The 24,666-nt window shown below is 64.9% G+C and carries 22 protein-coding genes; 16 read left to right on the top strand and 6 right to left on the bottom strand.

Going from position 1 to position 24,666, the window contains the following annotated elements:
* Positions 1-37: 37 nt before the first annotated feature.
* Both NK8_RS16100 and NK8_RS16095 read right to left on the bottom strand, forming a co-directional pair.
* Entirely contained in the window at positions 38-1,612 is a 1,575-nt protein-coding gene (locus NK8_RS16100; protein WP_213229963.1) for a protease pro-enzyme activation domain-containing protein, read from the bottom strand.
* A gap of 186 nt (positions 1,613-1,798) precedes the next feature.
* Complete coding sequence (locus NK8_RS16095) at positions 1,799-2,245, bottom strand: GFA family protein (protein WP_213229961.1); 447 nt, start codon at positions 2,243-2,245, stop codon at positions 1,799-1,801.
* Positions 2,246-2,307: 62 nt separating this feature from the next.
* Here NK8_RS16095 and NK8_RS16090 point away from each other — a divergent pair, with 62 nt between their 5' ends.
* Both NK8_RS16090 and NK8_RS16085 read left to right on the top strand, forming a co-directional pair.
* Positions 2,308-3,639, top strand: a complete 1,332-nt coding sequence (locus NK8_RS16090; RefSeq protein ID WP_162067125.1) for an inositol monophosphatase — start codon at positions 2,308-2,310, stop codon at positions 3,637-3,639.
* Between the two features lie 3 nt (positions 3,640-3,642).
* Positions 3,643-4,158: an isochorismatase family protein gene (locus NK8_RS16085; protein WP_213229959.1), complete on the top strand. Its 516-nt coding sequence runs from the start codon at positions 3,643-3,645 to the stop codon at positions 4,156-4,158.
* Positions 4,159-4,184: 26 nt separating this feature from the next.
* Here NK8_RS16085 and NK8_RS16080 read toward each other — a convergent pair whose 3' ends face one another.
* Complete coding sequence (locus NK8_RS16080; protein WP_213229957.1) at positions 4,185-6,083, bottom strand: tetratricopeptide repeat protein; 1,899 nt, start codon at positions 6,081-6,083, stop codon at positions 4,185-4,187.
* Positions 6,084-6,530: 447 nt separating this feature from the next.
* Between NK8_RS16080 and NK8_RS16075 the strand changes: the two genes are divergently transcribed.
* The 6 genes from NK8_RS16075 to NK8_RS16050 all read left to right on the top strand — a co-directional run bounded on the left by NK8_RS16075 (position 6,531) and on the right by NK8_RS16050 (position 11,943).
* Positions 6,531-7,220: a 2Fe-2S iron-sulfur cluster-binding protein gene (locus NK8_RS16075; protein WP_213229955.1), complete on the top strand. Its 690-nt coding sequence runs from the start codon at positions 6,531-6,533 to the stop codon at positions 7,218-7,220.
* Between the two features lie 11 nt (positions 7,221-7,231).
* On the top strand, positions 7,232-8,221 hold the full coding sequence (locus NK8_RS16070; RefSeq protein ID WP_213229954.1) for a xanthine dehydrogenase family protein subunit M: 990 nt from the start codon (positions 7,232-7,234) through the stop codon (positions 8,219-8,221).
* A complete protein-coding gene (locus tag NK8_RS16065; RefSeq protein WP_213229953.1) occupies positions 8,218-10,440 on the top strand; it encodes a xanthine dehydrogenase family protein molybdopterin-binding subunit in 2,223 nt (740 codons plus the stop codon). Before NK8_RS16070 ends, NK8_RS16065 begins: the two co-directional genes overlap by 4 nt.
* A gap of 117 nt (positions 10,441-10,557) precedes the next feature.
* Positions 10,558-11,145 (top strand): NTP transferase domain-containing protein, encoded by a 588-nt coding sequence (locus NK8_RS16060; protein ID WP_213229951.1) that lies wholly within the window; start codon positions 10,558-10,560, stop codon positions 11,143-11,145.
* A gap of 146 nt (positions 11,146-11,291) precedes the next feature.
* Positions 11,292-11,486: a hypothetical protein gene (locus NK8_RS16055; protein ID WP_213229949.1), complete on the top strand. Its 195-nt coding sequence runs from the start codon at positions 11,292-11,294 to the stop codon at positions 11,484-11,486.
* Entirely contained in the window at positions 11,470-11,943 is a 474-nt protein-coding gene (locus NK8_RS16050; RefSeq protein ID WP_213229947.1) for a DUF2335 domain-containing protein, read from the top strand. The genes NK8_RS16055 and NK8_RS16050 overlap by 17 nt, the downstream gene beginning before the upstream one ends.
* Positions 11,944-11,949: 6 nt before the next feature.
* Here NK8_RS16050 and NK8_RS16045 read toward each other — a convergent pair whose 3' ends face one another.
* Entirely contained in the window at positions 11,950-12,657 is a 708-nt protein-coding gene (locus NK8_RS16045; protein WP_213229945.1) for a glycosyltransferase family 2 protein, read from the bottom strand.
* A gap of 187 nt (positions 12,658-12,844) precedes the next feature.
* Between NK8_RS16045 and NK8_RS16040 the strand changes: the two genes are divergently transcribed.
* The 5 genes from NK8_RS16040 to NK8_RS16020 all read left to right on the top strand — a co-directional run bounded on the left by NK8_RS16040 (position 12,845) and on the right by NK8_RS16020 (position 17,713).
* On the top strand, positions 12,845-14,344 hold the full coding sequence (locus tag NK8_RS16040) for a UdgX family uracil-DNA binding protein (RefSeq protein WP_213229943.1): 1,500 nt from the start codon (positions 12,845-12,847) through the stop codon (positions 14,342-14,344).
* A 119-nt stretch (positions 14,345-14,463) separates the two neighbouring features.
* Entirely contained in the window at positions 14,464-14,958 is a 495-nt protein-coding gene (locus NK8_RS16035) for a hypothetical protein (RefSeq protein WP_061174591.1), read from the top strand.
* Between the two features lie 309 nt (positions 14,959-15,267).
* Positions 15,268-15,864, top strand: a complete 597-nt coding sequence (locus tag NK8_RS16030; RefSeq protein WP_213229941.1) for a glycosyltransferase family 9 protein — start codon at positions 15,268-15,270, stop codon at positions 15,862-15,864.
* A gap of 27 nt (positions 15,865-15,891) precedes the next feature.
* Positions 15,892-16,053 carry a hypothetical protein gene (locus NK8_RS16025; RefSeq protein WP_174258043.1) on the top strand — a complete coding sequence of 54 codons (162 nt, stop codon included), beginning with the start codon at positions 15,892-15,894 and terminating at the stop codon, positions 16,051-16,053.
* A gap of 118 nt (positions 16,054-16,171) precedes the next feature.
* A complete protein-coding gene (locus NK8_RS16020) occupies positions 16,172-17,713 on the top strand; it encodes a methyl-accepting chemotaxis protein (protein ID WP_213230384.1) in 1,542 nt (513 codons plus the stop codon).
* 9 nt (positions 17,714-17,722) lie between these two features.
* Here the strand turns inward: NK8_RS16020 and NK8_RS16015 are convergent, their stop codons facing one another.
* A complete protein-coding gene (locus NK8_RS16015; RefSeq protein ID WP_213229938.1) occupies positions 17,723-18,916 on the bottom strand; it encodes a M20 aminoacylase family protein in 1,194 nt (397 codons plus the stop codon).
* A 320-nt stretch (positions 18,917-19,236) separates the two neighbouring features.
* On the opposite strand from NK8_RS16015, the gene NK8_RS16010 reads away from it, so the two are divergent.
* Both NK8_RS16010 and NK8_RS16005 read left to right on the top strand, forming a co-directional pair.
* On the top strand, positions 19,237-20,193 hold the full coding sequence (locus NK8_RS16010) for a hypothetical protein (RefSeq protein WP_213229936.1): 957 nt from the start codon (positions 19,237-19,239) through the stop codon (positions 20,191-20,193).
* A 420-nt stretch (positions 20,194-20,613) separates the two neighbouring features.
* Positions 20,614-21,429 (top strand): TIR domain-containing protein, encoded by an 816-nt coding sequence (locus tag NK8_RS16005; RefSeq protein ID WP_213229934.1) that lies wholly within the window; start codon positions 20,614-20,616, stop codon positions 21,427-21,429.
* 288 nt (positions 21,430-21,717) lie between these two features.
* Here the strand turns inward: NK8_RS16005 and NK8_RS16000 are convergent, their stop codons facing one another.
* Positions 21,718-23,205, bottom strand: coding sequence for a PLP-dependent aminotransferase family protein (locus NK8_RS16000; RefSeq protein WP_213229932.1), 1,488 nt, complete (start codon positions 23,203-23,205; stop codon positions 21,718-21,720).
* Positions 23,206-23,406: 201 nt separating this feature from the next.
* On the opposite strand from NK8_RS16000, the gene gabT reads away from it, so the two are divergent.
* The gene (gene gabT / locus NK8_RS15995) at positions 23,407-24,630 is read left to right on the top strand and encodes a 4-aminobutyrate--2-oxoglutarate transaminase (protein ID WP_301549884.1); all 1,224 of its coding nucleotides are present in this window, start codon (positions 23,407-23,409) and stop codon (positions 24,628-24,630) included.
* The last annotated feature ends 36 nt before the right edge of the window (positions 24,631-24,666 follow it).

Below are 24,666 nucleotides of genomic sequence, written 5' to 3'. Positions count from 1 at the left end.
GGTTGTTGTTCACTGTTTTACGTCTTGCTGCATCGCTTCAACGCTTCGCGGGCTTGAGCGCGGCCGCGATCTTCGCGCCGTCCGGGCTGCCCATGCCGGTGCATGCATCCCAGCCGTCCGCCGCCGAGAAGCTGCCGTTGTTGCCCTCGGTGATGTCGCGAAACGACGCCTTCGCCGTATAAAGCTTCGGATTGACGAAGCCCGCCGGCGACGCGTTGATCGCGTTGATACGGGCGATCAGCGCGGCCCACAGCGGCGCGACCGCGCTCGTGCCGCCGACCACCGTATCCTCGCCGTCGATCAGCACTTCGTAACCGGTTTGCGGCGATGCGTCGCCCGCCACATCCGGCACGCCGCGCTTGGCGAGCGCCGCGGTCCTGCCGTTGCGCGTGACCGACAAGCCCTTCTGCCAGACCGGCAGCGCAAACGTGCCGGACACGCCGCCGCCGCCCGAGCCGCCCTGATCGCCGTCGTTCCACACGACTTCCTTCGCGATACCCTGCGCCGATGCCGCCAGGCTCGTGCCGCCGCAGCCGAGCACATACGGACTCGACGCGGGGAAGTCGACATGGTCCGCGCCGTCGCCGACGCCATCGGACGAGCCGCTGTCGCCCGATGCGGCGCAGACCGTCACGCCGAGCGCGGCCGCGCTTTGCAGCACGTCGTTGAAGGCGCTCATCGACTGCGACGACCAGTTCGACTCGGGGCCGCCCCAGCTGATGGATATCACGGAAGGCTTATTGGTGGAATCGTGCAGCGCGCGATTGACGGCATCGACGAAACCGGCGTCGCTGTTCGGCGCGAAGTACACGGCGATACGCGCGCCCGGCGCAATGGCGCCCGCGATCTCGATGTCGAGCGTCACCTCGCCGTCCGGTCCGTTCGGATTGCCCGTCGGCGCGTTCTTCGCGTTGTCGACGCCCACCGCCACGACTTGCGGCGCCTTCACGCCGAGCTTCGAGAAATACGCGGACAGATCGCTGTCGCGATAGCCGCCGCCAAGCTCGATGATCGCGATGCATTGGCCGGCGCCGTCGCCATCGGGGAAATCGTAGAGGCGCGCGAGATCGACCGGCGTGAACGACGCGGGCGTCATGCCGCGCGCCGGCTTGAAAGGCGGACGAAAACGGAAATGCGGGCGCGCCTGCGGCTTGCTGTCGAGGCCGAGCACGGCGGTGACGGCGTCGTGCATGTCGTCGGGCACGCTGACCGGCCCCGTGCGCCCACGATATTCGCCGATGTTGTGATGTTGAAAGCGTTCGAGCCTGACGTCGAAAGCTTTCTGGAATTGTTCGATGGTGCCTTTCAGCACGACACTGCGCGTCTCGGTTTCGGCGCGCACGACCGTCAGTCCGTACTGTGCGGCGAAGGCCTTGACCTTCGCGACGTCTTCGTCGGATGCGGTGTAGCGCTTGTCGAAGTCCTCACGGGAGACGGCTTGCGCGGGCGCGTCACCCGCGTCGACGCGCGCCATCAGCTGTTTGAAGCCGGCTTCGTCCTTGCGCCGCAGCATCACGATCACTTCGATCTGTTCGGCGGGATCGCAGTCGCCTATGCATTGCGCGCCCTCGGGATGAATCTTGTCGCTGCCGCTGACCGGTTGCTTCGTCATGGTATCGATGCTCCTCGCTGGCCGTGAAGTTCAAAGGTTCTCGATCCTGCCGCTCTCGCGCATCCGGCGCGCGCTCGTCTCGCAGTAGCGCACGCGCTTATCGTCTTATTTTCCGGGCGCGAATGCAATTGCTCGGACCGTTGACGCGAGGATGCAGTTCCGGCGAGACAAAAGCTGTCCCGGTCTTCAGGCGCTTTTCGATGGCGCGGCCTCGTGCGGGCGCTCTTCCTCGTACGACGGGCGCACGCCGTGCGGCAGCCACGGCTCACGATGCTTGACCCAGAGTTCGTAGTCCGGCTCGAAGAGACCGGTTTCGTCGAAGCCGCCGAGCGGCAGATCGACTTCATCGCGTGTCGTGAACTCCATGTACGCGACCGATCCGCACACGGGGCAGAAGTGCCGCCGCCCGTCGTCGGAGCTGCGCCAGGTCGAGAGGCTGCCGCTCATCATCACGTCGCCGCGCGCGTACATCGCATAAGCTCCAAAGGCGGAGCCATGCACTTGCCGGCATGTCATGCAATGACACATGCCGACGCGCTTCGGCTTGCCCGTCGCGCGAAAGCGGAACGCGCCGCAGGCGCATCCTCCTTCATGCACGGTCGTCGCCAGTTCATCTTTCGTTTGAACGTTCATCGATCTCTCCCGTAAATACGGCGGTTTGTTACGATAGCCCTTCACGATCGGAGATGGCACTCATGAGCACATCGAGCACGGCCGGCACCACCAGCACCACGAGTACCTTGTCCCTCCTGAAGCTGCTCCCCGGCGCCGGATCGGAGTTCGGTCCCGCCGCGTCCGACCTGCTCGCCCACGTGCTGTCGCACGATCGCTTCGATGCGGCGGCGAACGTGAGCGCGCCACGCGAAACCTTTCGCGGCGTCACCGTCGACGACGCCATGAACGACGAATACGTGTTCCCGCTCGGACGCACCGGCCAGTCGATCGTGCTGACGGGGTATCGCATCGCGGCGGGTTTCATCGCCGAGCGCGCCGCCGACGAGTGGCTCGAACTCGCGCACAAGGAACGTCTCGCAAGAGGCTTGCCCGCAGTTCCTCAGGGCAGCGAGCCGCACCTCGCCCCCGATCCCGCCGAAGCCGATCAGCTCCTCGACCGCGCCTACGAATGCGCCCAGCGCATCCTCGATCCAGCCGCGAGCGAGCCGGTGCTCTCGCTCTTCGAAACGCACTATCGCGGCGGGCGAGAATTCCTGCGTCTCACGTGGGAAGGTTTGCCGGAGGATCTCGTGCCCGAATCGCGCCGTCCGCTCGCGGCGCTCGCCGCCGCCGTGCAGAACGGCGCGCGGCGTGAGAAGCGCGATTACGATCCCTACGGCCTCGACGGCGTCGATGTGTACGACGTCGACCGGCCGCTCGCCTATCGCGAGAAGATCGGGCCGTTTCTCTTCACGATGACCTACCGCCACGAATATCCGCAGGTCGACGACGAACGTCTCGGCACCGCGTTCGCCGTGTTTCACGAGGCGGGCAGCGACATCGTCGCGGCGGCTGTGCGGCTGCAACTCGTCAAGGTCCCGCCGCTCACCAGCAGCGCCGATCTCGTCTATACGCTCGACACATACTCGGGCGAGATGCTCTCGCTCGCGCTGGCGGCCACCGAGGCGCTCGGGCCCGAGCGGCTGTGCGAAGTCTTCAACGCGCATCGCGTGATCTATATCAGCCTGTGGGAAGTGCGCAAGCCGTGGCGCGGCGAAGGTCTGGGCGTCGCGCTGCTGCATCAGGCGCTGGAGCGTCTGCCGCTCGATGTCGATGGCCGGCCCAACGCGCTGTGCGTCGCGCCCGAGCCGTATCAGACGGACATGCGCCACTTCGAAAAACTTCCCGGCGTGCTGCGCGAGGAGCTGAAAACGCCGGCCAGGCGGCTCGGCGCGCATCTGACCAACTGGCTCGAGCGCTCGAAACTGCCGATCGCGACGCACTTCTTCGTGCCGATGGCCAAGCACGCGGGCATCGGCTCGGCAGGCGAGAACGCTCGTCTGATCGACCGGATCATGGAGAGCGAGGCTTAAGCGATGCTCGTCATCGTCGACATGCAGGCGCGGCTGCTGCCGCATCTCGACGGCGGCGAGCGCCTGGCTGCGCGCGTCGGCACGTTGCTGCGCGCGGCGAATCTGCTCGACGTGCCGGTGGTCGTCACGGAGCAGAATCCGCAAGGGCTCGGTGGGACCGTGGAGGCGTTGCTGGATGATCTTCGCGCGGCGAAGGTCATCGAGAAGCACACCTTCGATGCGACGCTCGCGCCCGCCTTCGTCGATGCACTGCCGCCCGCACCCGCCACGCTGTGGGTGGCTGGCGCGGAAGCACATGTGTGCGTGCTGCTGACCGTGCTCGGGCTGCTGCGGCTCGGCTATCGCGTGGAGTATGTCGCGGACGCGGTCGCGTCACGCCGCGCGGATGACCGCGCCGTCGCGCTCGAACGGGCGCATCAGGACGGCGCGCGGCTCACGACCGTGGAGACGGCGATCTTTGGCTGGCTCGGCAGTTTCAGGCATCCGCGCTTCAGGGACGTGCTCGCGCTCGTCAAATGAATGGCGGTCGTCGCGATTAAAGACAGTTAGTTGCGATCACGCCATTCGGCCAGCGCATCCGCGACGCGCGTGATCACGTCGTCCCATTGGTTGGGTGTGGTCTGCCGGAACAGACGCGCCTTCGGGTACCAGGCCGAATCTTCGCCGTCGATCAGCCAGCGCCAGCATGGATTCCAGGGCAGCAGCATCCACACCGGCTTGCCGAGCGCGCCCGCGAGATGCGCGACGGAGGTATCCACAGAGATCACGAGATCGAGCGAGGCAATGATTGCAGCCGTATCCGAGAAGTCCTTGACGTCGTCCATCAGGTCGAGGGGTCGCAGGCGGGGGGGCAAAGTAGCGAGTTGCGCGCGCGCGACCGGCGCCTTCTGCAGATTGACGAACCGCACGCCGGGCACGCCGAGCAATGGAATGCTTGCTTGCGCACCGACCCAACGGCAGGCATCGAACGGACTCAGGCGCGGTTCGGGCATCCCCACGAAGCCAACCTTCGGCGCCCGCGTGGGCAGCCGGCTGCGCCAGTAGTCGACGCGTTGTTGATCGGCGGCGAGATAGGGCGTGACGTTGGGAATGGTCTCGAGCGTGGTGCCAAGTAGTTTCGGTAAGCTCATCATGAAACACCAGTAGTCATGTGGCAGCAGGGTGTGCAGCGCGTCGCCGCTGACGCAGACGTCGACGCCATCGACCGAGGCAAGCAGCGGGTCCCGTAGCGGCCACACGACCGACAGCCTCGAAAGCCCTTGCGACTTCAGGATCGGCAGAAAGCGGCAAAACTGGAAGGCGTCGCCGAATCCCTGTTCGTGAATCACGAGCATCGACTTGCCGGCGAGAGGCTCGCCTCGCCACTGCGAAAAAGGCAAGTCCGGTACGCGGATGCGCCGATCCGGCCAACTATCGTCGTAGCGGTATTCGAACAACGGCCACCCTTCCGCGTACGCTCCAATGCGCAGGAGCCCCCCGGCGAGATTGAACTTGGCTTCCCCCGAATTCGGATCGACTTCCACGGCGCGCCGGAACGTATCCAGCATCTCGTTCACGCGCCCGGGGTGCTCCTTCAGCAAGTTGCCGAGCGCAAGGCGCGCCTGCGTGTAACCGGGCTGAAGCTCGATCGCGCGACGGTACGCCGCTTCGGCCTCGTCGACACGCTCAAGCCCAGCGACGGCCGTTGTCCGATAAATCACCTGGCCCAGGTTGTAATGCGCGGCGCTCAGGTCGGGTATGTGTTCAACCAGACGGCGATACACGCTCTCCAGGTCCGCGTCTCGTCCCTGCGTTTCGAGCAACGCGGCCAGTTCCTGATACGCAATCGTCAGGCGCGGATTCACTTCGATGGCCGCGCGATACGCGCGCTCGGCTTCATCCCAGCGCTGCAAGGCGGCGAACGCGTTGCCGAGGTTGTGGTGCGCGTCGGCCCAGTCCGGGCGCACGTCGAGCGCGAATCGAAAATGCGCTTGCGCTTCGTCGGGGCGTGCCTGCTTCATCAGCAACTTGCCCAGGCTGTAATGCGCCGGCGCCAGATCCGGCCGCAGTTCGAGCGCGCGCCTCAGCGACTGTTCCGCGTCGTCGATGCGGTCCTGCAGCGCCAGCACGTTGCCGAGGTTGTAATGGGCTTCGGCAAAACCGGGGTTCAGTTCGAGCGAACGCCGATACATCGCCTCCGCTTCCGGGTGCCGTTTGAGTTGCTCGTACAGGCTTCCGAGGTTGTTGTGAACACCCGCGTCTTGCGGATGTTCCGCGACCGCGCGTTGCCAGTACGCCTGGGCCAGATCGACTCGATTAATCGCGTAAGCGCATGCCGCCGCGAGATTGAGCGTATCCGCATCGGCGTACGGGCGATCGAGCAGGGGCGACAAAACAGCCAGCGCGTCGGCAGGCTCATTCGCCGAGTAGTGCCGCGCTGCACGGTGATACTGGTCGACGGACATGAAAGACGTGGAGGGATTGAAAGAATTCATCTGGGCCGCGATATCGCCTTTCGACGACAACGACGACTAAACCATGCAATTTTGAACCGCGCGCACCCGCGCAAACGTCACAAAACTTGCCTTACGCCGAATCCGTTAGCGAAACAATCACGTCGCGCGAGTGCTCTGCATTGCAGCGGAGATGCGCGTGAGGGCAAGAGATCGGCGTGAGATGCGTCTCATCGCCCGCCGTATGGCATCCGACTTGCTTCGACTCGCCGGTTGCGGGTCGACGAACGTTCGGTTCCCTTACAGTTGGCGGACGAACGCGAGCCCGCGCCCCACGCGCCGCCCGCGAACTCCGGCATCGGCGCTCCGTCCGAGCGTCGCAATCGGTCGCGAGCAGATGGCCACGAAGACTGGAGCAGACCGGCGCCCTTCCGAACGAGCGAGGAGCAACCGATCGCCATGTCCCCAGCCGATACCCATCCCCACGACGCCAGCGACACGGCGCAAAAGCCGTCGCGCCGACGTTTCCTGCAATCGGCCGCGGCGGCCGCCGCCGTCAGCGCCGCGCCGCTCGCGCATGCGCAACAACAAGCCGCGACGCCAGCAGTCGCGCCGCCGCCCGCCACCGCGCCGATGATGCCCGTAAAGCTCACCATCAACGGCCACCCGTACGAGCTGCAGGTGGAAGCGCGCACGACGCTGCTCGACGCCCTGCGCGAGTACGCAAACCTCACCGGCACGAAGAAAGGCTGCGACCGCGGCCAGTGCGGCGCGTGCACGGTGATCGTGTCGGGCCGGCGCATCAACTCGTGTCTCACGCTCGCCGTGATGCACGACGGCGAAGCCGTCACGACCGTCGAAGGCCTCGCGCCCGACGGCGACACGCTCGCGCCGATCCAGCGCGCGTTCATCGAGAAGGACGCCTTTCAGTGCGGCTACTGTACGCCCGGGCAGTTGTGCTCGGCGACCGCGCTCATCGACGAATACCGCGCCGGCGACGCCAGCGCGGTCACCGCCGACGTGCGCTTTCGCCCCGCGCAACTGTCCGACGACGAAATCCGCGAGCGCATGAGCGGCAACATCTGCCGCTGCGGCGCGTATCCGAACATCGTCGCGGCGGTGAAAGCCGTCGCGTCGGGCAACGCCTGAAGGAGACGCACATGGACTCGATCTCCTATCAGCGCGCCGCCGACATCAACGCCGCGCTCGCCGCGGCGAGCCAGCCGGGCGCGATGTTCATCGGCGGCGGCACCAATCTGCTCGATCTCATGAAAGGCGGCGTGCTGCGGCCGATGAAACTCGTCGACATCACGCACATCGATGCGCTCAACGGCATCACCGCCCTGCCCGACGGCGGCCTGCGCCTCGGCGCGCTCGTGCGCAACAGCGACGCGGCGAATCACGCGTGGGTGCGCGAGCGTTATCCGCTGCTGTCGCAGGCGCTGCTCGCGGGCGCATCGGCGCAATTGCGCAACATGGCGACCGTCGGCGGCAATCTGATGCAGCGCACGCGCTGCGCCTATTTCTACGATACCGGCTTTCCCCAGTGCAACAAACGCGCGCCGGGCAGCGGCTGCGCGGCGATCGACGGCCACAACCGCATGCACGCGATTCTCGGCGCGAGCCGTCAATGCATCGCGACGAATCCCTCCGACATGAGTGTCGCGCTCGCGGCGCTCGATGCCGTCGTGCGCGTGACCGGCCCGAACGGCGAACGGACGATCGCGTTCGCGGAGTTTCATCGGCTGCCGGGCGACCGGCCGGATCTCGATACGACCTTGCAGGCGGGCGAACTGATTACATCGGTCGATCTGCCGCCGCCGCTTTTCGCCGGGCATTCGAAGTATCTGAAGGTGCGCGACCGGGCGAGCTATGCATTCGCGCTCGTATCCGTCGCGGCGGCCTTGCAGATGGATGGCAACACCGTGACCAACGCGCGCATCGCGCTCGGCGGCGTCGCGCACAAGCCGTGGCGCGCGAACGCGACGGAACGCGCGCTCATCGGCAAACCGCTCGACAGGCCGACGCTGCAAACCGCCGCCGCGCTCGCCGTGCAGGGCGCACAGCCGCAGCGCGACAACGCCTTCAAGGTCGCGCTCGCGCAGCGCGCGATCGTGCGGGCGGTTCAACAGGCCGGAGGTGTCGCATGACTTTCATCGGAAAACCGCTCGATCGCACCGACGGCGTGCTGAAGGTCACGGGCCAGGCGCGCTATTCGGCCGACAACACCGACGCCAAGCTCGCGCACGCGGTCATCGTGACGAGCACGGTCGCGAAAGGCCGCATCGCGTCGATCGACACGAGCCGCGCGCAGGCGCTGCCCGGCGTGCTGCTCGTGATGACGTATCAGAACGCGATGCGCCTGCCCAACAACGGCGTCCCCGATGCGCAGCCGCCCGCCGTGCGCAAGCTCACGCTTTTGCAGACCAGCGAGGTGCGCTACAGCAACGAGCCGGTCGCGGTGGTCGTTGCGGATTCGCTGGAACATGCGCAGGGCGCGGCGCGTTATGTCGACGTGCGCTACGAAGCCGCGATGCCCACCGCGGATTTCGAACGCGCGAAGGTGCAGGCCTATCAGCCGGAAAAGATGATGGGCCGCGCGATCACGACCAGGCGCGGCGACGTCGACGCCGGCTTGCGGCAGGGTCCGACGCGCCTCGACGCGGTCTACACGACGCCGTACGAGCATCACAATCCGATGGAGCCGCACGCGACGCTCGCCCGCTGGGACGGCCCCAACCTCACGCTCTACGACGCGACTCAAGGCGTGTCCGGCGCGCGCAGCGCGGTGGCGAAGTTCTTCGGCATTCCGGATGACAACGTGCGCGTGATTTGCCCGTTCGTCGGCGGCGGCTTCGGCTGCAAAGGCTCGGCGTGGTCGCACGTCGTGCTCGCGGCGATGGCGGCGAAGCAGACCGGCCGGCCCGTCAAGCTCGTGCTCGAACGCCCGCAGATGTTCGGCATGATCGGCAACCGGCCGTACACGGAGCAGCGCATCCAGGTGAGCGCGCGCGACGACGGCATCATGACCGGCATGCGTCACGACGTGATCTCGACGACCTCGACCTTCGAGGACTGGACCGAGAGTTCCGCGATCGTCACGCGCATGCTCTACGCGGTGCCGAATCAGTCGACATCGCACAAACTCGTGAAGCTCGATATCGGCACGCCGACCTTCATGCGCGCGCCCGGCGAGACGAGCGGCTCGTTCGCGCTCGAAACGGCGATGGACGAAATGGCGTATCAGCTGAAGATGGACCCGCTCGCGTTTCGCATCCGCAATCACGCGAACATGGAGCCGCAGGAAAAGAAGCCGTGGTCGGAGAAATCGCTGCTCGAGTGCTACCAGCAGGGCGCGGAGAAATTCGGCTGGTCGCGCCGCAGCGCCGCGCCGAAGTCGATGCGCGAGGGCAACACGTTGATCGGCTGGGGCGTGGGCACGGCGACGTATCCGGCGAACCGCAGCGAGGCGTCGGCGCTCGCGCGCATTCTCCCCGATGGCACCGCAATGGTCGCCTCCGGCACGCAGGATCTCGGCACCGGCACCTACACGATCATGACGCAGATCGCCGCCGACGCGCTCGGCTTTCCGCTCGATTACGTGCGCTTCGCGCTCGGCGATTCGTCGCTGCCGAAGGCGCCGGTATCGGGCGGCTCGCAATCGGCCGCGAGCGTGTCGCCGGCGGTGCGGGCGGCGTCGATGCAGGCGCGCGACCAGCTCATCGCGATGGCGCTCGCGGATCGCGGATCGCCCGTCACCGGTCTCGCGCGCGAGGACGTGACGGTGTCCAACGGCTGGGTCGTGAGCCTGTCGAATCCCGACAGACGCGATCCGGCCGCCGCGGTGATCGCGCGCAACGGCGGCCGCGCGATCGAAGCGGTCGCCACGACGCGTCCCGGCGACGAGAAAAAGCAGTACGCGTTCCACTCGTTCGGCGCGGTGTTCGCGGAAGTGCATGTCGATGCGGACCTCGGGATCGTTCGCGTGCCGCGCATCGTCGGGGTGTACGACGTCGGCACGCTGTTCAACGAGAAGACCGCGCACAGCCAGTTGATGGGCGGCATCGTGTGGGGCGTCGGCTCGGCGCTGTTCGAAAAGAGCGAACTCGATGCGCGCTACGGGCGCTACACCAACGCGAATCTCGCGGAGTATCACGTGCCGGTGAACGCGGATATCGGCATGCTGGATATCTCCTTCGTCGGACGGCCCGATCCGCATATCAATCCTCACGGCGCGCGGGGAATCGGCGAGATCGGCATCACGGGCGTGGCGGGCGCGCTCGGCAATGCGGTGTATCACGCGACGGGCGTGCGCGTGCGCGACCTGCCGATCACGCTCGACAAGCTGTTGCCGCCGATCGTGACGTAACGTGTCGTGAAACGAAGCGCGCGACGGTCGCCGTGGCTGTCGCGTGCTTTTTTATGCTTGCGGCGCGCTTCGATGCGCCGCACAATTCCTGATTCAATCCCCAAGCGAGCAGCCGCGATGAGCTATTCGTCGAACGCGACCGGCATACTGCTGGCGGCGGGTCTGGGCACTCGCTTCGATCCGTCCGGACGCCACAACAAGCTGCTCGCCACCCTGCCCGACGGCACGCCCGTCGTGTTTCAGTCGGCGCGCAGGCTGCTAGCGGTCGTCGCCGAAGTCGTCGCGGTCGTGCGTCCGGGCGCCGAAAAGCTCGCCGATGTGCTCAACGAAGCGGGCTGCAACGTCATCTTCAGCATCGACGCCGAGCGCGGCATGGGGGCGACGCTCGCCGCCGCCGTGCGGGCGACGTCCGAGGCCGATGGCTGGCTCGTCGCGTTGGGCGACATGCCCTGGATCGAGCCCGCGACGATCGAAGCCGTCGCGCGGCCGCTCGATCAGGGCGCCGGGCTGGTGGCGCCGTTCTATCGCGGCCAGCGTGGGCATCCGGCGGGGTTCGGCCTCATGCATCGCGAGGCGCTTGCCGCGCTCGATGGCGATGCGGGCGCACGAGGGATCTTTTCGACGCATGCGCCGCTCGTCGTCGAAGTCGATGATGCGAACGTGTTGCGGGATGTCGATCTGCCGAGCGATCTGGCGCGGGGTTGAATGGCGTACGCTCACTCTCTGTGTGATTGTCTGAAAAGCGCCCTGGCCATTCGGCCGATTGATTCGGATCATTAAGTAAATGGTAGGATCAATTCCACGCGATCGGCCCGGTCGCGCGGCGGACAAACTTTTCACGGGAGCATCACATGACATTCTGGAGCGAAATGCGGCGCGTTGCGGATGCGCTGGCGCGCACGTTTGCGATCAATCCGCCAACGGATTACCGGTCGGCTTATCCGCGCAGGTCCGCCGCCGAAATGATGGACCGCGCGTGGGCGAGAACCATGTCGGAACTGAACGGCACGATCGAAGGGTATGGTCAGAATGAGCGACGCCGTTGAGGAGCGCACGGTCCGGTACATTGCCGAACCCGTCCGAGGCGAAGTAGCAGAGCCTGCGATCGCTCCTGAAAGGGCGTCCGTCACCGTGGCGGTGCAGGCGCACTCGTTCCGCGGACCGATGCCGCCGCCCGACCATCTCGCGCAATACGACCGTATCGTGCCGGGCGCCGGGCGGCTGATCGTCGACGAGTTTCAGATGAACAGCGAGCACGCGCGGAAAATCGAAGCCCTGAGCCTGCGCGGGTCGATCCGCAAGGATATCCGCGCGCAGTTCATCGCTGGCTTTCTCGTATTGATCGGCTTCGGGCTCGTTTATGAACTCGCCGAACACGGTCACGACGGCGTCGCCATCGCGGTTGCCGTCACGCTGCTCGTCAGCGTGCTCACCGCGTTTCTGACCGGCACGGTAATGCGCGGAAAGAGCGATATCGGCATTCAAGAAGCGCTCGGCGATTGACCCGCTTCAAGCAGCAATCGCCACGTTATCGGCCGAATCGACGCCGCCGCCAATCGGCAGATAACGCCTGCTGACATCAAGCAACGTCGCACCGAATCCTTTCCTGGCCCGAAAATCCGTCCGCGCACTCGTCACCACGCGCGGCGACGCACTCCATTCGATCCGCGCGCCGATCGCGACAAGCGCCTCGACGAGCGCCACATCCTCGCTCGACTCCAGCGGAGGAAAACCGCCCGCCTGCAAATACGCCTTCGCCGCCACGCCCAGATTCGCGCCATGAATATGCCGATGCCCGTCCGCGTCGGTATAGGTGCGTCCGAAGTGCTCCCGCACCGCGCCGATATGCGGCGACCAGTCATGCACGCCGATCACGCCGCACACTGCGTCCGCGCAGCAGTCGAGCTGGCGCACGAGCCAGTCTTCCGCGACGGTCGTGTCGGCGTCGGTGAAAGCGAGCCAGCGCGCCCCCAGGGCCAGCGCCCGCTGGGCGCCATGCGCCCGCGCGATGCCGACATTGCGCGCCTCGATGCACGCGACGTCCGCGCCGAGCGCCCGCGCGATGTCGCCGGTCTGGTCGGTGCAGGTGTCGGCCACGACGATCACGCGCGCCGCTTCGCCGAGCAATTGATGATGATCCGCGGCGCGCCGCGCGGCCGCCACGCACGCGCCGATATGCGCGGCTTCGTTGTGAGCAGGAATAACGATCGCAAGCATGTCGGCTCCGGTTTCCGATGGGTCGGCCACCATCGACAAGCAATCGATAGCGGCGATGGATCGTTTTCAGCAATGGCCGTTCCCATGTTTCATCAACCGAAACGCCACCCAAAAAGTTGCCGCAAAGCAGCGGATATCGATAGAATTACTGTATGGATATACAGTACTTTTCTGATTCCGCTCGCCGATGAAAAGCGTCACCATCGATCCATCGTTTGCGGCCTGGCGTACCGAAGCGCGCAATCTCCTGACGGAGGGCGTGCGGCCGGAGGACGTGCTGTGGCGCGAGTCGGATGCCTCGGCGACGGTGTTCGGCTGCATCGATCCGCCTCCGCCCGGTTCGGTGGACCCGAACGCGAGGAAGCCGGTCAGGGTCGCGCGCGAATTTCTCGCCATGCTGGAAACGGCGGCGTGCTATCGCGCGCCGGACCGCTGGCCGTTTCTGTACAAGGCGCTGTGGCGCTGGACGCAGGGCGACCGCGCGATCGCGTCGCCGGATGACGCGGACGGGCATCGGCTGCGCCAGATGATCGAAATGGTCGAGGCCGAGGAGCGCGAAATGCGCAAGGTGCTGCGTTTCAGGCATCGCGATTCGTCGCTCGGGCCACCCGAGTTCATCAGCTGGTTCGAGCCGGTGCACGACCTGCTGGAGCACGCCGCGCTGCACTTCGCCACGCGCATGGGCAGCGCCACGTGGATGATCGCCACGCCGCACGGCGCCGCCTTCTGGGACGGCGCGCTGCTGCGCGTGGATCGCACGAGCGAGCCGGAGGAAAAGCCAATGGACTTCGGCGATACCGCAATGAGCGGCGAAGCGGTGAGCGGCGACGCCATCGAGGCGCTCTGGCTCGCGTATTACGAGAGCACGTTCGCGCCGGCGCAGGCGAACGCCGCCGAAATGGCGTCGCACATGCCGGTGCGCTACTGGAAAAGCCCGGAGAACGCGCGCACCGACCCCGCGCTCATTTCCCGCGCCGATCCCTATTCGCGGCGCGAGCGCCATCCGCGCAATGTGCCGCCCGAGATGGAAGTGGCCATCAACACGGATCTGGAGCCGATCAAGGGCACGCTGCTCACCGAACCGCCGTCGCTCGACGCGTGCCGGCGCTGCGCGCTCTGGCGCAACGCGACGCAGGCCGTGCCGGGCGTCGGTCCCGCCGATGCGCGCGTGATGCTCGTCGGCGAGCAGCCGGGCGATCAGGAAGACCGCGCGGGCCAGCCGTTCGTCGGCCCGGCGGGCAAGCTGCTCGACGATGCGCTCGCCGAAGCGCAGATCGCGCGCGCATCGCTGTATCTGACCAACGCGGTGAAGCACTTCAAGTGGGAAGCGCACGGCGAGGAACGCGCACATCTCGCACCCGCGCAGCGCGAGCGCGAAGCCTGCCGCTACTGGCTCGACGAAGAACTGAAACGCGTCGCGCCGAAAGTCGTCGTCGCGCTCGGAGCGACGGCGCTGAAGGCGCTCACGGGGCATCGCACGGCGCTGTCCGAGTATCTCGGCAAGACCATCGAGCACAAGGGACACATCATCGTGCCGACTTATCACCCGTCGTATCTGTTGCGTCTCGCCGACGACCACGTACGCGCGGAAGTCTTCGGAACGATCGTCGAGGCGCTGGTTTTCGCGCAGCAGATCGCGGACGGCACCGCGACCATCCGCACGCCCGTCCAGAATCGCGCGCGCTAAATGCAACAGGACGAAACGAGTCGCAACAAGACGAAAGCGCCGTCAACGCACCTGTAAGCCGCGCGTTATACCGGTGTCGCGCCGCTTTGGCGCTCACCGAAGGTTCCGACCACACCTCCATGGCCGCTCTCCCGCTCGAAGAACTCCGCCGTCAACAATCCCTCGTTGCGCTCGTGCCGAAATCGGCGGGGCAGCTGAAGACCGAACGCGAGCGCATCGTCGCGCGTCTGCAAATCCTGCTCAACGCCACGATCGCGCTGGCGCTGGCGGGCGCGGCGGTCATCGCGTGGCTGCCGTTTTCGCCGGTGCCGCACGAATTTCGCTTCGGCTTGCAGGAAGTGCTCGCCGTTGCGGTGTTCGCGTCGTGCCTGTTCATCCTTCACGAGCGCGCCGAACTCGAACTCGGCCTCTACAATTTCGAGCCGGTCGAGCAGACGACGCAAGGCGAGCTGCGCGCGCTGCTGCATCGCGTGCCGGAAGGCATGTCCTACCAGCAGGCGCTCGCTGCCGACAGCCGCACCTTCGTGACAGGCGAAGTCGATGACATCCGCCGCCGCGCCGAAGCGTTCACGCCGAAGACGCTGCCCGCCGACGACGGCAACGGCGAAACCTGAGCGCCGCCGGCCGCCGCACGAGCCGCACATCGAGCCGCCGCCTCGCCATCGCGAGGCGGCGGCTTTTTTCTTCGGCGTCGAAACCTCCCGGCTTGACGAGGGCCGCCGTGGCTCCTTCAATACGTGACAGATGCCGCAACGGACGCTCAAACTGTCACGGTCCGGGATGCACTCTGTCCCTGCGGCACGCGCGCCGTCCGGCGTGACGCGCCGGAACCCTTCCGGGCATGGCGGGTGCTTGCCAAGCGCCCGAGCCTCCGCGAATGCGCGGACCATCGAAATCAGGCCACGTCACTTGCAGGAGCCAGGATGCGAGCCACTCCCCTTTCCACGTTGCGCGACGACCTCGCGACCGCGCTCGTTCCCGACGAGCCGTGCGCCCCGCCGCCATCCGCGGAAGCTGCCACGCCGTCCGATGCCGATTACACCGAACTCGCCGCATTCCACGGCATCGAGCGCGAGCGTCTGGTGCTGATTCATCCGGGCAGCCACCACGCGGCGCCCGCCTGGCCCGCCGAGCGTTACGCCGATGTCGCCGATCAGCTCGCCGCCGACGGCTGGCAGATCGCCATCGTCGGCGACGCGCCCGAACCCGAGCGCACCGCCGGCGTGCTCGGCGCGATGCAGACGGCCGCGCTCTTTCTCGCGGGCGCCGTCGCGCCGGCGATTTTGCCGCGCCTGATCGCGAACGCGCGCCTGCTCCTGTCCGACGATGCCGCCGTATCCTCGCCCGTCGCCGCGGCCCGCGCGCTCGGCACGCCGCATATCGTGCTCGCCGAGCATCCGCGCGACACCGGCAGCGACGCGATCGTCGCGCGCGCCCGCGCCGCGCTCTCGACCACCGGCGACGCGCATCCGGGCCAGCCGTTCACGCTGCACATGCCGGCGGCGCACGAATCCGCGTAGCATCGATCCACCCATCAGGGGGACACCATGAAATTCGACATGCAGACCAGTCCCGTTCCGGATCCCATCGCGGACCCGAACCGCGATCCGGAAGCCGATCCGCTCACGCCGCCTTCGCCGGGCCATCGCCCGGACGAGCCGCAGCACCCCGACGCGCCGCCCGACAAGGACCCGATCCGCCGTCTCTGACGCTACGGGTATTCCCCGCCCTACATTCCGCCGCAGCGCCTGCCGTAAAGCGGGCATGCGGCGGCATGCGCCGTCGCAACTGACAACGCAAAGAGGCGACGGGCGCAACATGAACAGAATGACGTTGAACAGAAAGCTCGGCTCGATGATCGCCGTGCTGTGGATCGGCTTGATCGCGATCGGGATCATCGGGGCCTGGCAAAACCGCACGTCGATGATCGACGACCGCAAGGAGCAGCTGAAGACCCTCGTCAACGAGGCGCACGCCATCACCGCGCACTACGCGGCCCTCGCGGCCAACAAGACGCTCACCGAAGACGAAGCAAAGAAGCGCGCGCTCGAAGTGGTCGGCGCGATCCGTTACGGCACGGACGGCTATCTCTCCATCAACGATTCGCATCCGACGATGGTCATGCACCCGATCAAGCCGGCCATGAACGGCAAGGATCTGTCGTCCTATACCGATCCGGCGGGCAATCGCCTGTTCGTCGATATCGTCAAGGCGGGCGATCAGCCGGGCGGCGGCTACATCAGCTATCTGTGGCCGAAGCCGGGCAGCGACAAGCCGGTTTCGAAGCTCTCCTACTCGCAGCGCTTCGGGCAGTGGGACTGGTATCTCGTCACGGGCATGTACATGGACGACGTGCAGAGCGCGTTCTACGCGAGCGCGTTGCGCTGGCTCGCGATCACGGCGCTGCTCGGCGGTATCGCGACGGCGGCGATGCTCGTCGTGCTGCGCAGCATCCGGCGCAATCTCGGCGGCGAACTGGAGCTTGCGGTCGGCGCGGCGCATCGCATCGCGCGCGGCGACCTGACGAGCGCCGTCGACGTCCATCCGAACGACACGACCAGCCTCCTGCACGCGCTCAGCGTGATGCAGCGCGGGCTCGTCGAGACGGTTTCGCGCGTGCGCAACGGTACCGAGAACATCAACGTGGGCGCGTCGGAAATCGCGGCGGGCAATACCGATCTCTCGCAGCGCACCGAAGAGCAGGCGGCGGCGCTCGTAGAGACCGCGTCGAGCATGGATCAGATGACCGCCAACGTGAAGAACAATGCCGACAGCGCCACGCAGGCCGCGCGGCTCGCCGAGCAGGCGGCGGATGTGGCGACGCGCGGCAGCGGCGTCGTCGACGACGTGATCGACACGATGACGCGCATCACCGCGAGTTCGCAGCAGATCGGCGACATCATCGGCGTGATCGACGGCATCGCGTTCCAGACCAACATCCTCGCGCTCAATGCGGCCGTCGAAGCGGCGCGCGCGGGCGAACAGGGACGCGGCTTCGCGGTCGTGGCGGCCGAAGTGCGCAGCCTCGCGCAGCGCTCGGCGACGGCGGCGAAAGAGATCAAGGCGCTCATCGAGACCTCGACGCAGACGGTGCAGCAAGGAGCGTCGCTCGTGACGAACGCGGGCTCGACCATGACCGAGATCGTGCAGTCGGTGCGCCGCGTGAACGAGATTCTCGACGAGATCAGCCACGCGTCGCGCGAGCAGAGCGCGGGCATCGAGCAGGTGAACCGCGCCGTTGTCGAGATGGATCAGGTGACGCAGCAGAACGCCGCGCTCGTCGAAGAGGCGGCCGCCGCTGCGCATTCGCTGAAGGATCAGGTGGATGTGCTGCGCGAGGCGATCGGGAGTTTCAGGCTGCCGGCGTAAGGCTTTCGATCAGGCGAGGAATCGTTCGACGAGCCTCGCCCAGTACGCCGCGCCGATCGGCAAATTTTTGTCGTTGAAATCGTAATGCGGGTTGTGGACCATGCAGCCGTCCTCGCCCGCACCGTTGCCGAGACGCAGGAACGAGCCCGGCCGCGCCTGCAGCATGAACGCGAAATCCTCGCTGCCCATCAGCAAATCCGCGTGCGCGACGACGTTCTGCTCGCCGACCAGCTCGCGCGCCACCTGAATCGCGAATTCCGTCTCCGCGTCCGAATTGACGACGACCGGATAGCCTTCCAGATACTTCACCGTCGCCGTCGCGCCGTAGCTCGCGGCCTGCGCTTCGACCAGTTCCTTGATGCGGCGCTTGAGCAGCTCGCGCACCTGCGGGTCGAACGAACGTACCGACAGTTCCAGCGTCGCGCGGTTCGGGATGACGTTGTTGACCGTGCCCGCGTGCATCGAGCCGACCGTGACGACGGCCGGCTGCGCCGGATCGACATTGCGCGCGACGATCGTCTGCAGCGCCATCACGATGCTCGCCGTCACCACGACCGGATCGACCGAGAGATGCGGACGCGCCGCGTGCCCGCCGACGCCCTCGATCACGATCGACACCTGATCGCCCGCCGCCATGAACGGCCCCTTGCGGAACAGGAATGTGCCCGGCTGCGCGCCGGGATGGTTGTGCACGCCGAACACGGCATCGCAATGAAAGCGCTCGAACAGGCCTTCCGCGATCATCTGCTGCGCGCCGCTCGGCACGCCGTGCTCTTCCGCCGGCTGAAAGTACAGATGCACCGTGCCGCTGAAACGCCGCGTGCGCGCGAGATGACGCGCGGCGCCGAGCAGCATCGTCGTGTGGCCGTCGTGGCCGCACGCGTGCATCTTGCCGTGCGTCTCGCTCGCGTAGGGCTTGCCGGTCTGCTCGATGATCGGCAGCGCGTCCATGTCGGCGCGCAGGCCGATGCTCTTCGCGCCATCGCCCGCTTTCAAAGTGCCGACGACGCCCGTGCCGCCGACCCCGCGCGTGACCTGCCAGCCCCACTCTTCCAGCCGCTCGGCGACGAGCGCGGCGGTGCGTGTCTCTTCGTAGGACAGTTCCGGATGACGGTGGATGTCGTGGCGGATCGCGCGCAGCGACGGGGCGTCGTCGGAGAGGTCGGCGATGACGGTGAGGTTTGTGTTGGAGGGGGTTGGCATGGGGAAGGCCTTGCGGATGCGTGGAAAACGGCGGATATGATCCGCTAGATGGGTGGAGGTTTCTAGTTCTGTGTGGGATTTTTTGGGGTTCTTCGTGGAGACGGCTCGTGGTTGGCAGGAGTCGGGCCATTAAGCGACGTTCGACAGCTTCCCCACGATGACGCTCCACCGACCCAAACACCGACGAAGCGGTCAAGCGAACAGTGGTAACGCGCAGTCAACGCTGGTGCTCTCGCACAAGCAGCGCGCCCTTTCGAAATGGCTTCAGAGACGATAAGTAATGCGATCGCATCTATCGTATAGTTGTACGACGTATCACGATGATTCACGGACTTATCCGTCCCAAATGGTGGCTTCTGCGGCTGAAGCGGGCGTTGTCTCGGTACGGAAGTAACGGTGGAACAACTCAAAGCATCAACGATGATGCAAATAACGGCTACCAAAAAGCACGTCTTTCAGGGGGATTTGTGAGTCAACTCGTAGCTGGCAACAACAGAGGGAGAATCTCTCCCCTGCACTCCGGGATTCCGGATTGTGTCACGCCAATCATTTCTCATGCTGACGGTCACCCTGATATTCTTGGCGTTCATGGCACAGGTTTCCTCGCCAGGAAAGGTAACTCGGTGATTTTCATCACCGCACGGCACTGCCTTATGAGCGGTAATGAGGAAGACGTACCAGAAACCGCGAGCAGATTGTGCATCCCCTACATTCTTAATGGCATTAAAAGATCTAAGCGTGATTTCCTGGAATTCGATTTAACTTACACGTTTAGACACGAGTCAATCGATATTCCAGGCTCGTTTGTCGATTTTGTCATTCTTACGATAACCGTCAAGCCGGGGACTTGGCAAGAGAAGCGCCTGAGGTCTAGAGCCGTAAAGTTGCCGCCCACCGGAAACTGGCTGGACGATTTCACCCGGACAAGAATTTCTCGACAGGCATTTCTTAATGGCGGAATTATTCAGCTGGTGACGGTTGGTTATCCACGGTATGGAACGCAAACTGAGATTGATGATCTGGGTGGCGTTGTTACGCAATCGGTCGTGGCATGTGGAACTCTCAGGCCGGGAGTCTACCCGCATACTATGACCATGGCTGATATCACTTGGCAGAACGGCCTAAATGGTTTTAGTGGATCTCCGGTATTTCTATCGTATAGAAGTGAGGATGGTATTCAGTTCGCGCTCGCAGGAATGCTTGTCACCGGAGGTAATCGTCAAGCGCAGTTCATTAGGATTAGCCAGATCACCGGATCCACATTCGCCCCCCGCTAGATTTTGATATAAGATCCTAATGTTGGGCTGAAATTCGGATAATGACCGACAACAAGACCAATTTCCGACCTACTCGATTGGGCCAGCGGCCGTTGAAGCCCCGAAGCGGCCACTTAGGGGGGCGCTAGGTTCAAGGACCGAATCGAGTCGCTATATGCCACACGCATCGCGCGTACGCTCGGGACGATCATCGCGTTCGGTCGTCGTGCACTGAACAGCCACCACCTACCGTCCCGTGAGGCCGTGAACCCGCCGTTCGAACGGAGGTTATACTTCGGAGCCTGCCGGACGGTGTTTCTTGCACAGAACCCTCGCGCGCGATGCCTGTGCCGGCGCCTGATCCCGAACGATATGCCGTTCCCGTTTGGTATTAGAATAGCTGCGCCTGGCATGTTGAATTTGAACTCAAGGGATCAAAACGTGACGCAAACCAGCGAGGTAATCCTTTTGCCCGATTTTGGGACCCTAGATGTAGGGGGAGAAGAACTTGGGCCAATTTGGGTCATTGAGACGCCGCTTAAGGCAGGCGACTTTGTGATGCCCGAAGACACGCTGATCACTGTTGAGAGCCGAAAGGCGACGCTTGATGTACCTTCACCGAAAGCGGGCAGGGTGCTAGCGACGCTAGTGAAAGCCGGGGACCACGTCACCAAGAACACGGCGATCATCGAAATCGAGCCGGCGAATATAACGCGTGAAGACTTTAATGAAGACCATAGGCACTATGGTCTCCCAAAGGATATCGATATCGGAGCGCCGCGCGCGCATTATGGGTCCGGGCCTCGCGGCGACGAAAACTCCGTCTTTCTCGTGCACGGGCACGATGTCGCTCTCCGTGAAATGAGCGCTCGACTGATCGAAAAGCTAGGACTCGAGGCGATCATCCTCAGCGAGCAAACTAATCGTAGCGCAACGATCATCGAGAAGCTAGAGCGGCATTCGAATGTGCGCTTCGCAGTCGTATTAATGACTGCGGATGACGTCGGAGCCGTGAAGTCGGCACGTGATAGCGGCCTTCAGGCGCGCGCACGGCAAAACGTCGTTCTCGAACTTGGCTACTTCATTGGAAAGATCGGTCGGCAAAACGTGTGCGTGCTTTATGAATCGGGCGTGGAACTGCCATCGGACTACTATGGGGTGGTATTTATCCCCATCGACGATCACGGCACGTGGCGCTACTCACTCGGCAAAGAATTCCGTCAGGCTGGACTCAACGTCGACCTAAATAAACTGTGATCGATAGTGCGTTTGATTGTAATCTCAGATTTCGCCTAGTTGTCAAATCCGTCGAGAGGCTGCGCACTGCGGCCTTGGAAAGCGGCGGCGGATACATTCCCGCTGCTCATGTGTGTGAGGATGCGAGAAGGCCGATAGCTCGGCGCGGATGTCTGGACCATTCCGTCAACAGTCGTTGAAGCTGGGACGGCATGATCGACCGAAATAGGTCGATAATCGCCCTTCTGCAAAAAACCCGCGGTGAACCGCTTTTTGCAAACAAAAGCCAATCGCACACTTTCCACCACCTCACCCCAAAACCCGATCAATCACCCCCGCGAGTTTCTCGAATGCCGGGGCGATTTCCTCATCCGGCACGCACGCATAGCCGATCAGCAAGCCCGATTCCGCATCCGGCCGATGCGCGTAATACCCCGACAGCGGCCGCACCACGATATCCTCTTCCAGCGCCGCAGCAGCGACCGCGCGATCATCAACGCCTTTGGGCAACTTGAGCACGAGATGCAACCCCGCATCCCCCCCGGCGATCGCGAGCGTGTCGCCATAACGCGCCGCGATAGTCGCCAGCAACGTGTCGCGGCGCTGACCATAAAGCGCGCGCATGCGCCGGATATGCGACGTGAAATGCCCCTGCTCGATGAACTCTGCGAGCACCGCCTGCTGCAACAGCTGCCCTTCCCGATACAGCTCGGCGCTCGCCGTGGCGAAGCTTTCCGCGAGCGCCTCCGGCACGACGATATAACCAATACGCAGCCCCGGAAACAGCGTCTTCCCGAAACTCCCGACGTAAATCACCTGCCCCGACGTATCCATCCCCTGCAGCGACGCAAGCGGCCGGCTGCCATAGCGGAACTCGCTGTCGTAATCGTCCTCGACGATCCAGCAGCGATGCTGACGCGCATATTCGAGCAGCATGCGGCGGCGCGCGAGGCTCATCACCATGCCGAGCGGATATTGATGCGACGGCGTGACCAGCATTAGCTTCGGCGGCGATGCGAGATCGGCGGGCGTCGGCGCGATGCCTTCGGCGTCGGCAGGAATCGCCTTGAGATCGAGTCCCGAAACCTGCAGCACGCTGCGCACGCCCCAGTAGCACGGGTCTTCGGTCCAGATCGTGTCGCCGGCATCCGCGAGCAGGCGCGCGGCGAGATCGATCGACTGATGGATGCCCGTCGTCACGATGATCTGTTCCGGCATGCAACGCACCGAACGCGACGTGCGCAAATAGTGCGCGAGCGCGTCGCGCAAGCCCGCGTGGCCGCCGCCGGGCGCGTAAGTGAGCAGATCGGGCAGCGGCCTGCGCCAGTATTTCGCGTGCAGGCGGTTCCACACGCGCGACGGAAAACGCGACACATCCGGCACGCCCGGCATAAACGCGCCGCCCTGGCGCTTCGAGACGCCCGCACCGGAAATCAGCCGCGCGCCGCGCGCCGAGAGCGTCGATTGCGTGTCCAGTTGCGCGGCGGCAGCGGGCGGCGCGTCGTCGAACAGGATGTCGTCGGGCGTGCTGTCCGCGACGAAGGTGCCGCGCCCCGTCGCCGACGACACGTAGCCTTCGAGCGCGAGTTGCTCGTACACCTGCGTCACCGTGTTCCGCCCGACGCCGAGTTCCGCCGCCAGCAGCCGCGACGACGGCACTTTCGCGCCCGCCGCAAGCTCGCGCGTGAGAATCGCCTGCTGCAACAGCCGATGCAACTGACGGTAGATCGGCTGGCCGTTCGTGCGGTCGATGCGTTGCGCGAGCCAGTCGGAAAGCACGCTTGCGCGCGTGGTCATCGAATTGGCTCCTATAGATTTATTGAAATGGCTCTGAACCTGAGGGCCAAATCTTACTATAGTCATCTATAAATTCAGTCGGCCGACACGGCCACCATCGACATGCGCTCTCGCGCGAAGGAGATTCCTGTGAGCACCCCCCTCAAGAACGCCGATCTGCACGCCCGCAAGAATGCCGCGACCCCGCGCGGCGTCGGCGTGATGTGCGACTTCTACGCGGCGCGCGCCGAAAACGCGGAAATGTGGGACGTCGAGGGCCGCCGCTTCATCGACTTCGCGGCGGGCATCGCGGTGTGCAACACGGGGCATCGTCATCCGAAGATCGTCGAGGCGATCCGCGCGCAACTCGACTGCTTCACGCACACCGCGTATCAGATCGTGCCGTACGAGTCGTATGTGTCGCTTGCCGAGAAGATCAGCGCCCGCGCGCCGGGCTCGCACGCGAAGAAGGCCGCGTTTTTCACGACCGGCGCGGAAGCCGTCGAGAACGCGGTGAAGATCGCGCGCGTGGCGACCGGCCGTCCGGGCGTGATCGCGTTCACGGGCGGATTCCACGGCCGCACGCTGATGGGCATGGCGCTCACCGGCAAGGTCGCGCCGTACAAGATCGGCTTCGGGCCGTTCCCGTCGGACGTCTATCACGCGCCGTTCCCGAATGCGCTGCATGGCGTGTCGGTGGACGATTCGCTGCGCGCGATCGAACATCTGTTCAAGGCGGATATCGAGGCGACGCGCGTCGCGGCGATCATCTTCGAGCCGGTTCAGGGCGAAGGCGGCTTCAATCCGGCGCCGGTCGAGTTCGTGCGCGGACTGCGCAAGATCTGCGACACGCACGGCATCCTGCTCATCGCCGATGAAGTGCAGACCGGCTTCGCGCGCACCGGCAAGCTTTTCGCGATGGAACATTACGACGTCGTGCCCGATCTCATGACGATCGCCAAATCGCTCGCGGGCGGCATGCCGCTGTCGGGCGTCGTCGGGCGCGCGGAGATCATGGACGCAGCCGCGCCGGGTGGTCTCGGCGGGACGTATGCGGGCAATCCGCTCGCGGTGGCGGCAGCGCATGCGGTGCTCGATATCATCGACGACGAAAAGCTCTGCGAGCGCGCGACGGTGTTCGGCGACAAGCTCAAGGCAAAGCTCGAAGCGCTCAAGGGCGAGGTGCCGCAGATCGCCGATGTGCGCGGACCCGGTGCGATGATTGCTGTGGAGTTCTGCAAGCCCGGCTCGCATGATGCGGATGCGGCTTTCGCCAAACTCGTGCAGACGCGTGCGCTGGAGCGTGGATTGTTGCTGCTCGTGTGCGGTGTCTATTCGAACGTCGTGCGGTTTCTGTTTCCGCTCACCATTCAGGAGCAGGTTTTCGAGGAAGCCGTCGGCATTCTGGAAGATGTGCTGACGGAAACCGTTGGGGTTGCGGTCTGATTTTTTTTTTACCGACACAACCCAAAGGACACGAGC

This window comes from Caballeronia sp. NK8 (genome assembly GCF_018408855.1).
Lineage (GTDB): Bacteria > Pseudomonadota > Gammaproteobacteria > Burkholderiales > Burkholderiaceae > Caballeronia.
Note: the sequence above shows the minus strand (reverse complement) of the source record. Positions and strands in the feature narration are given on the sequence as shown.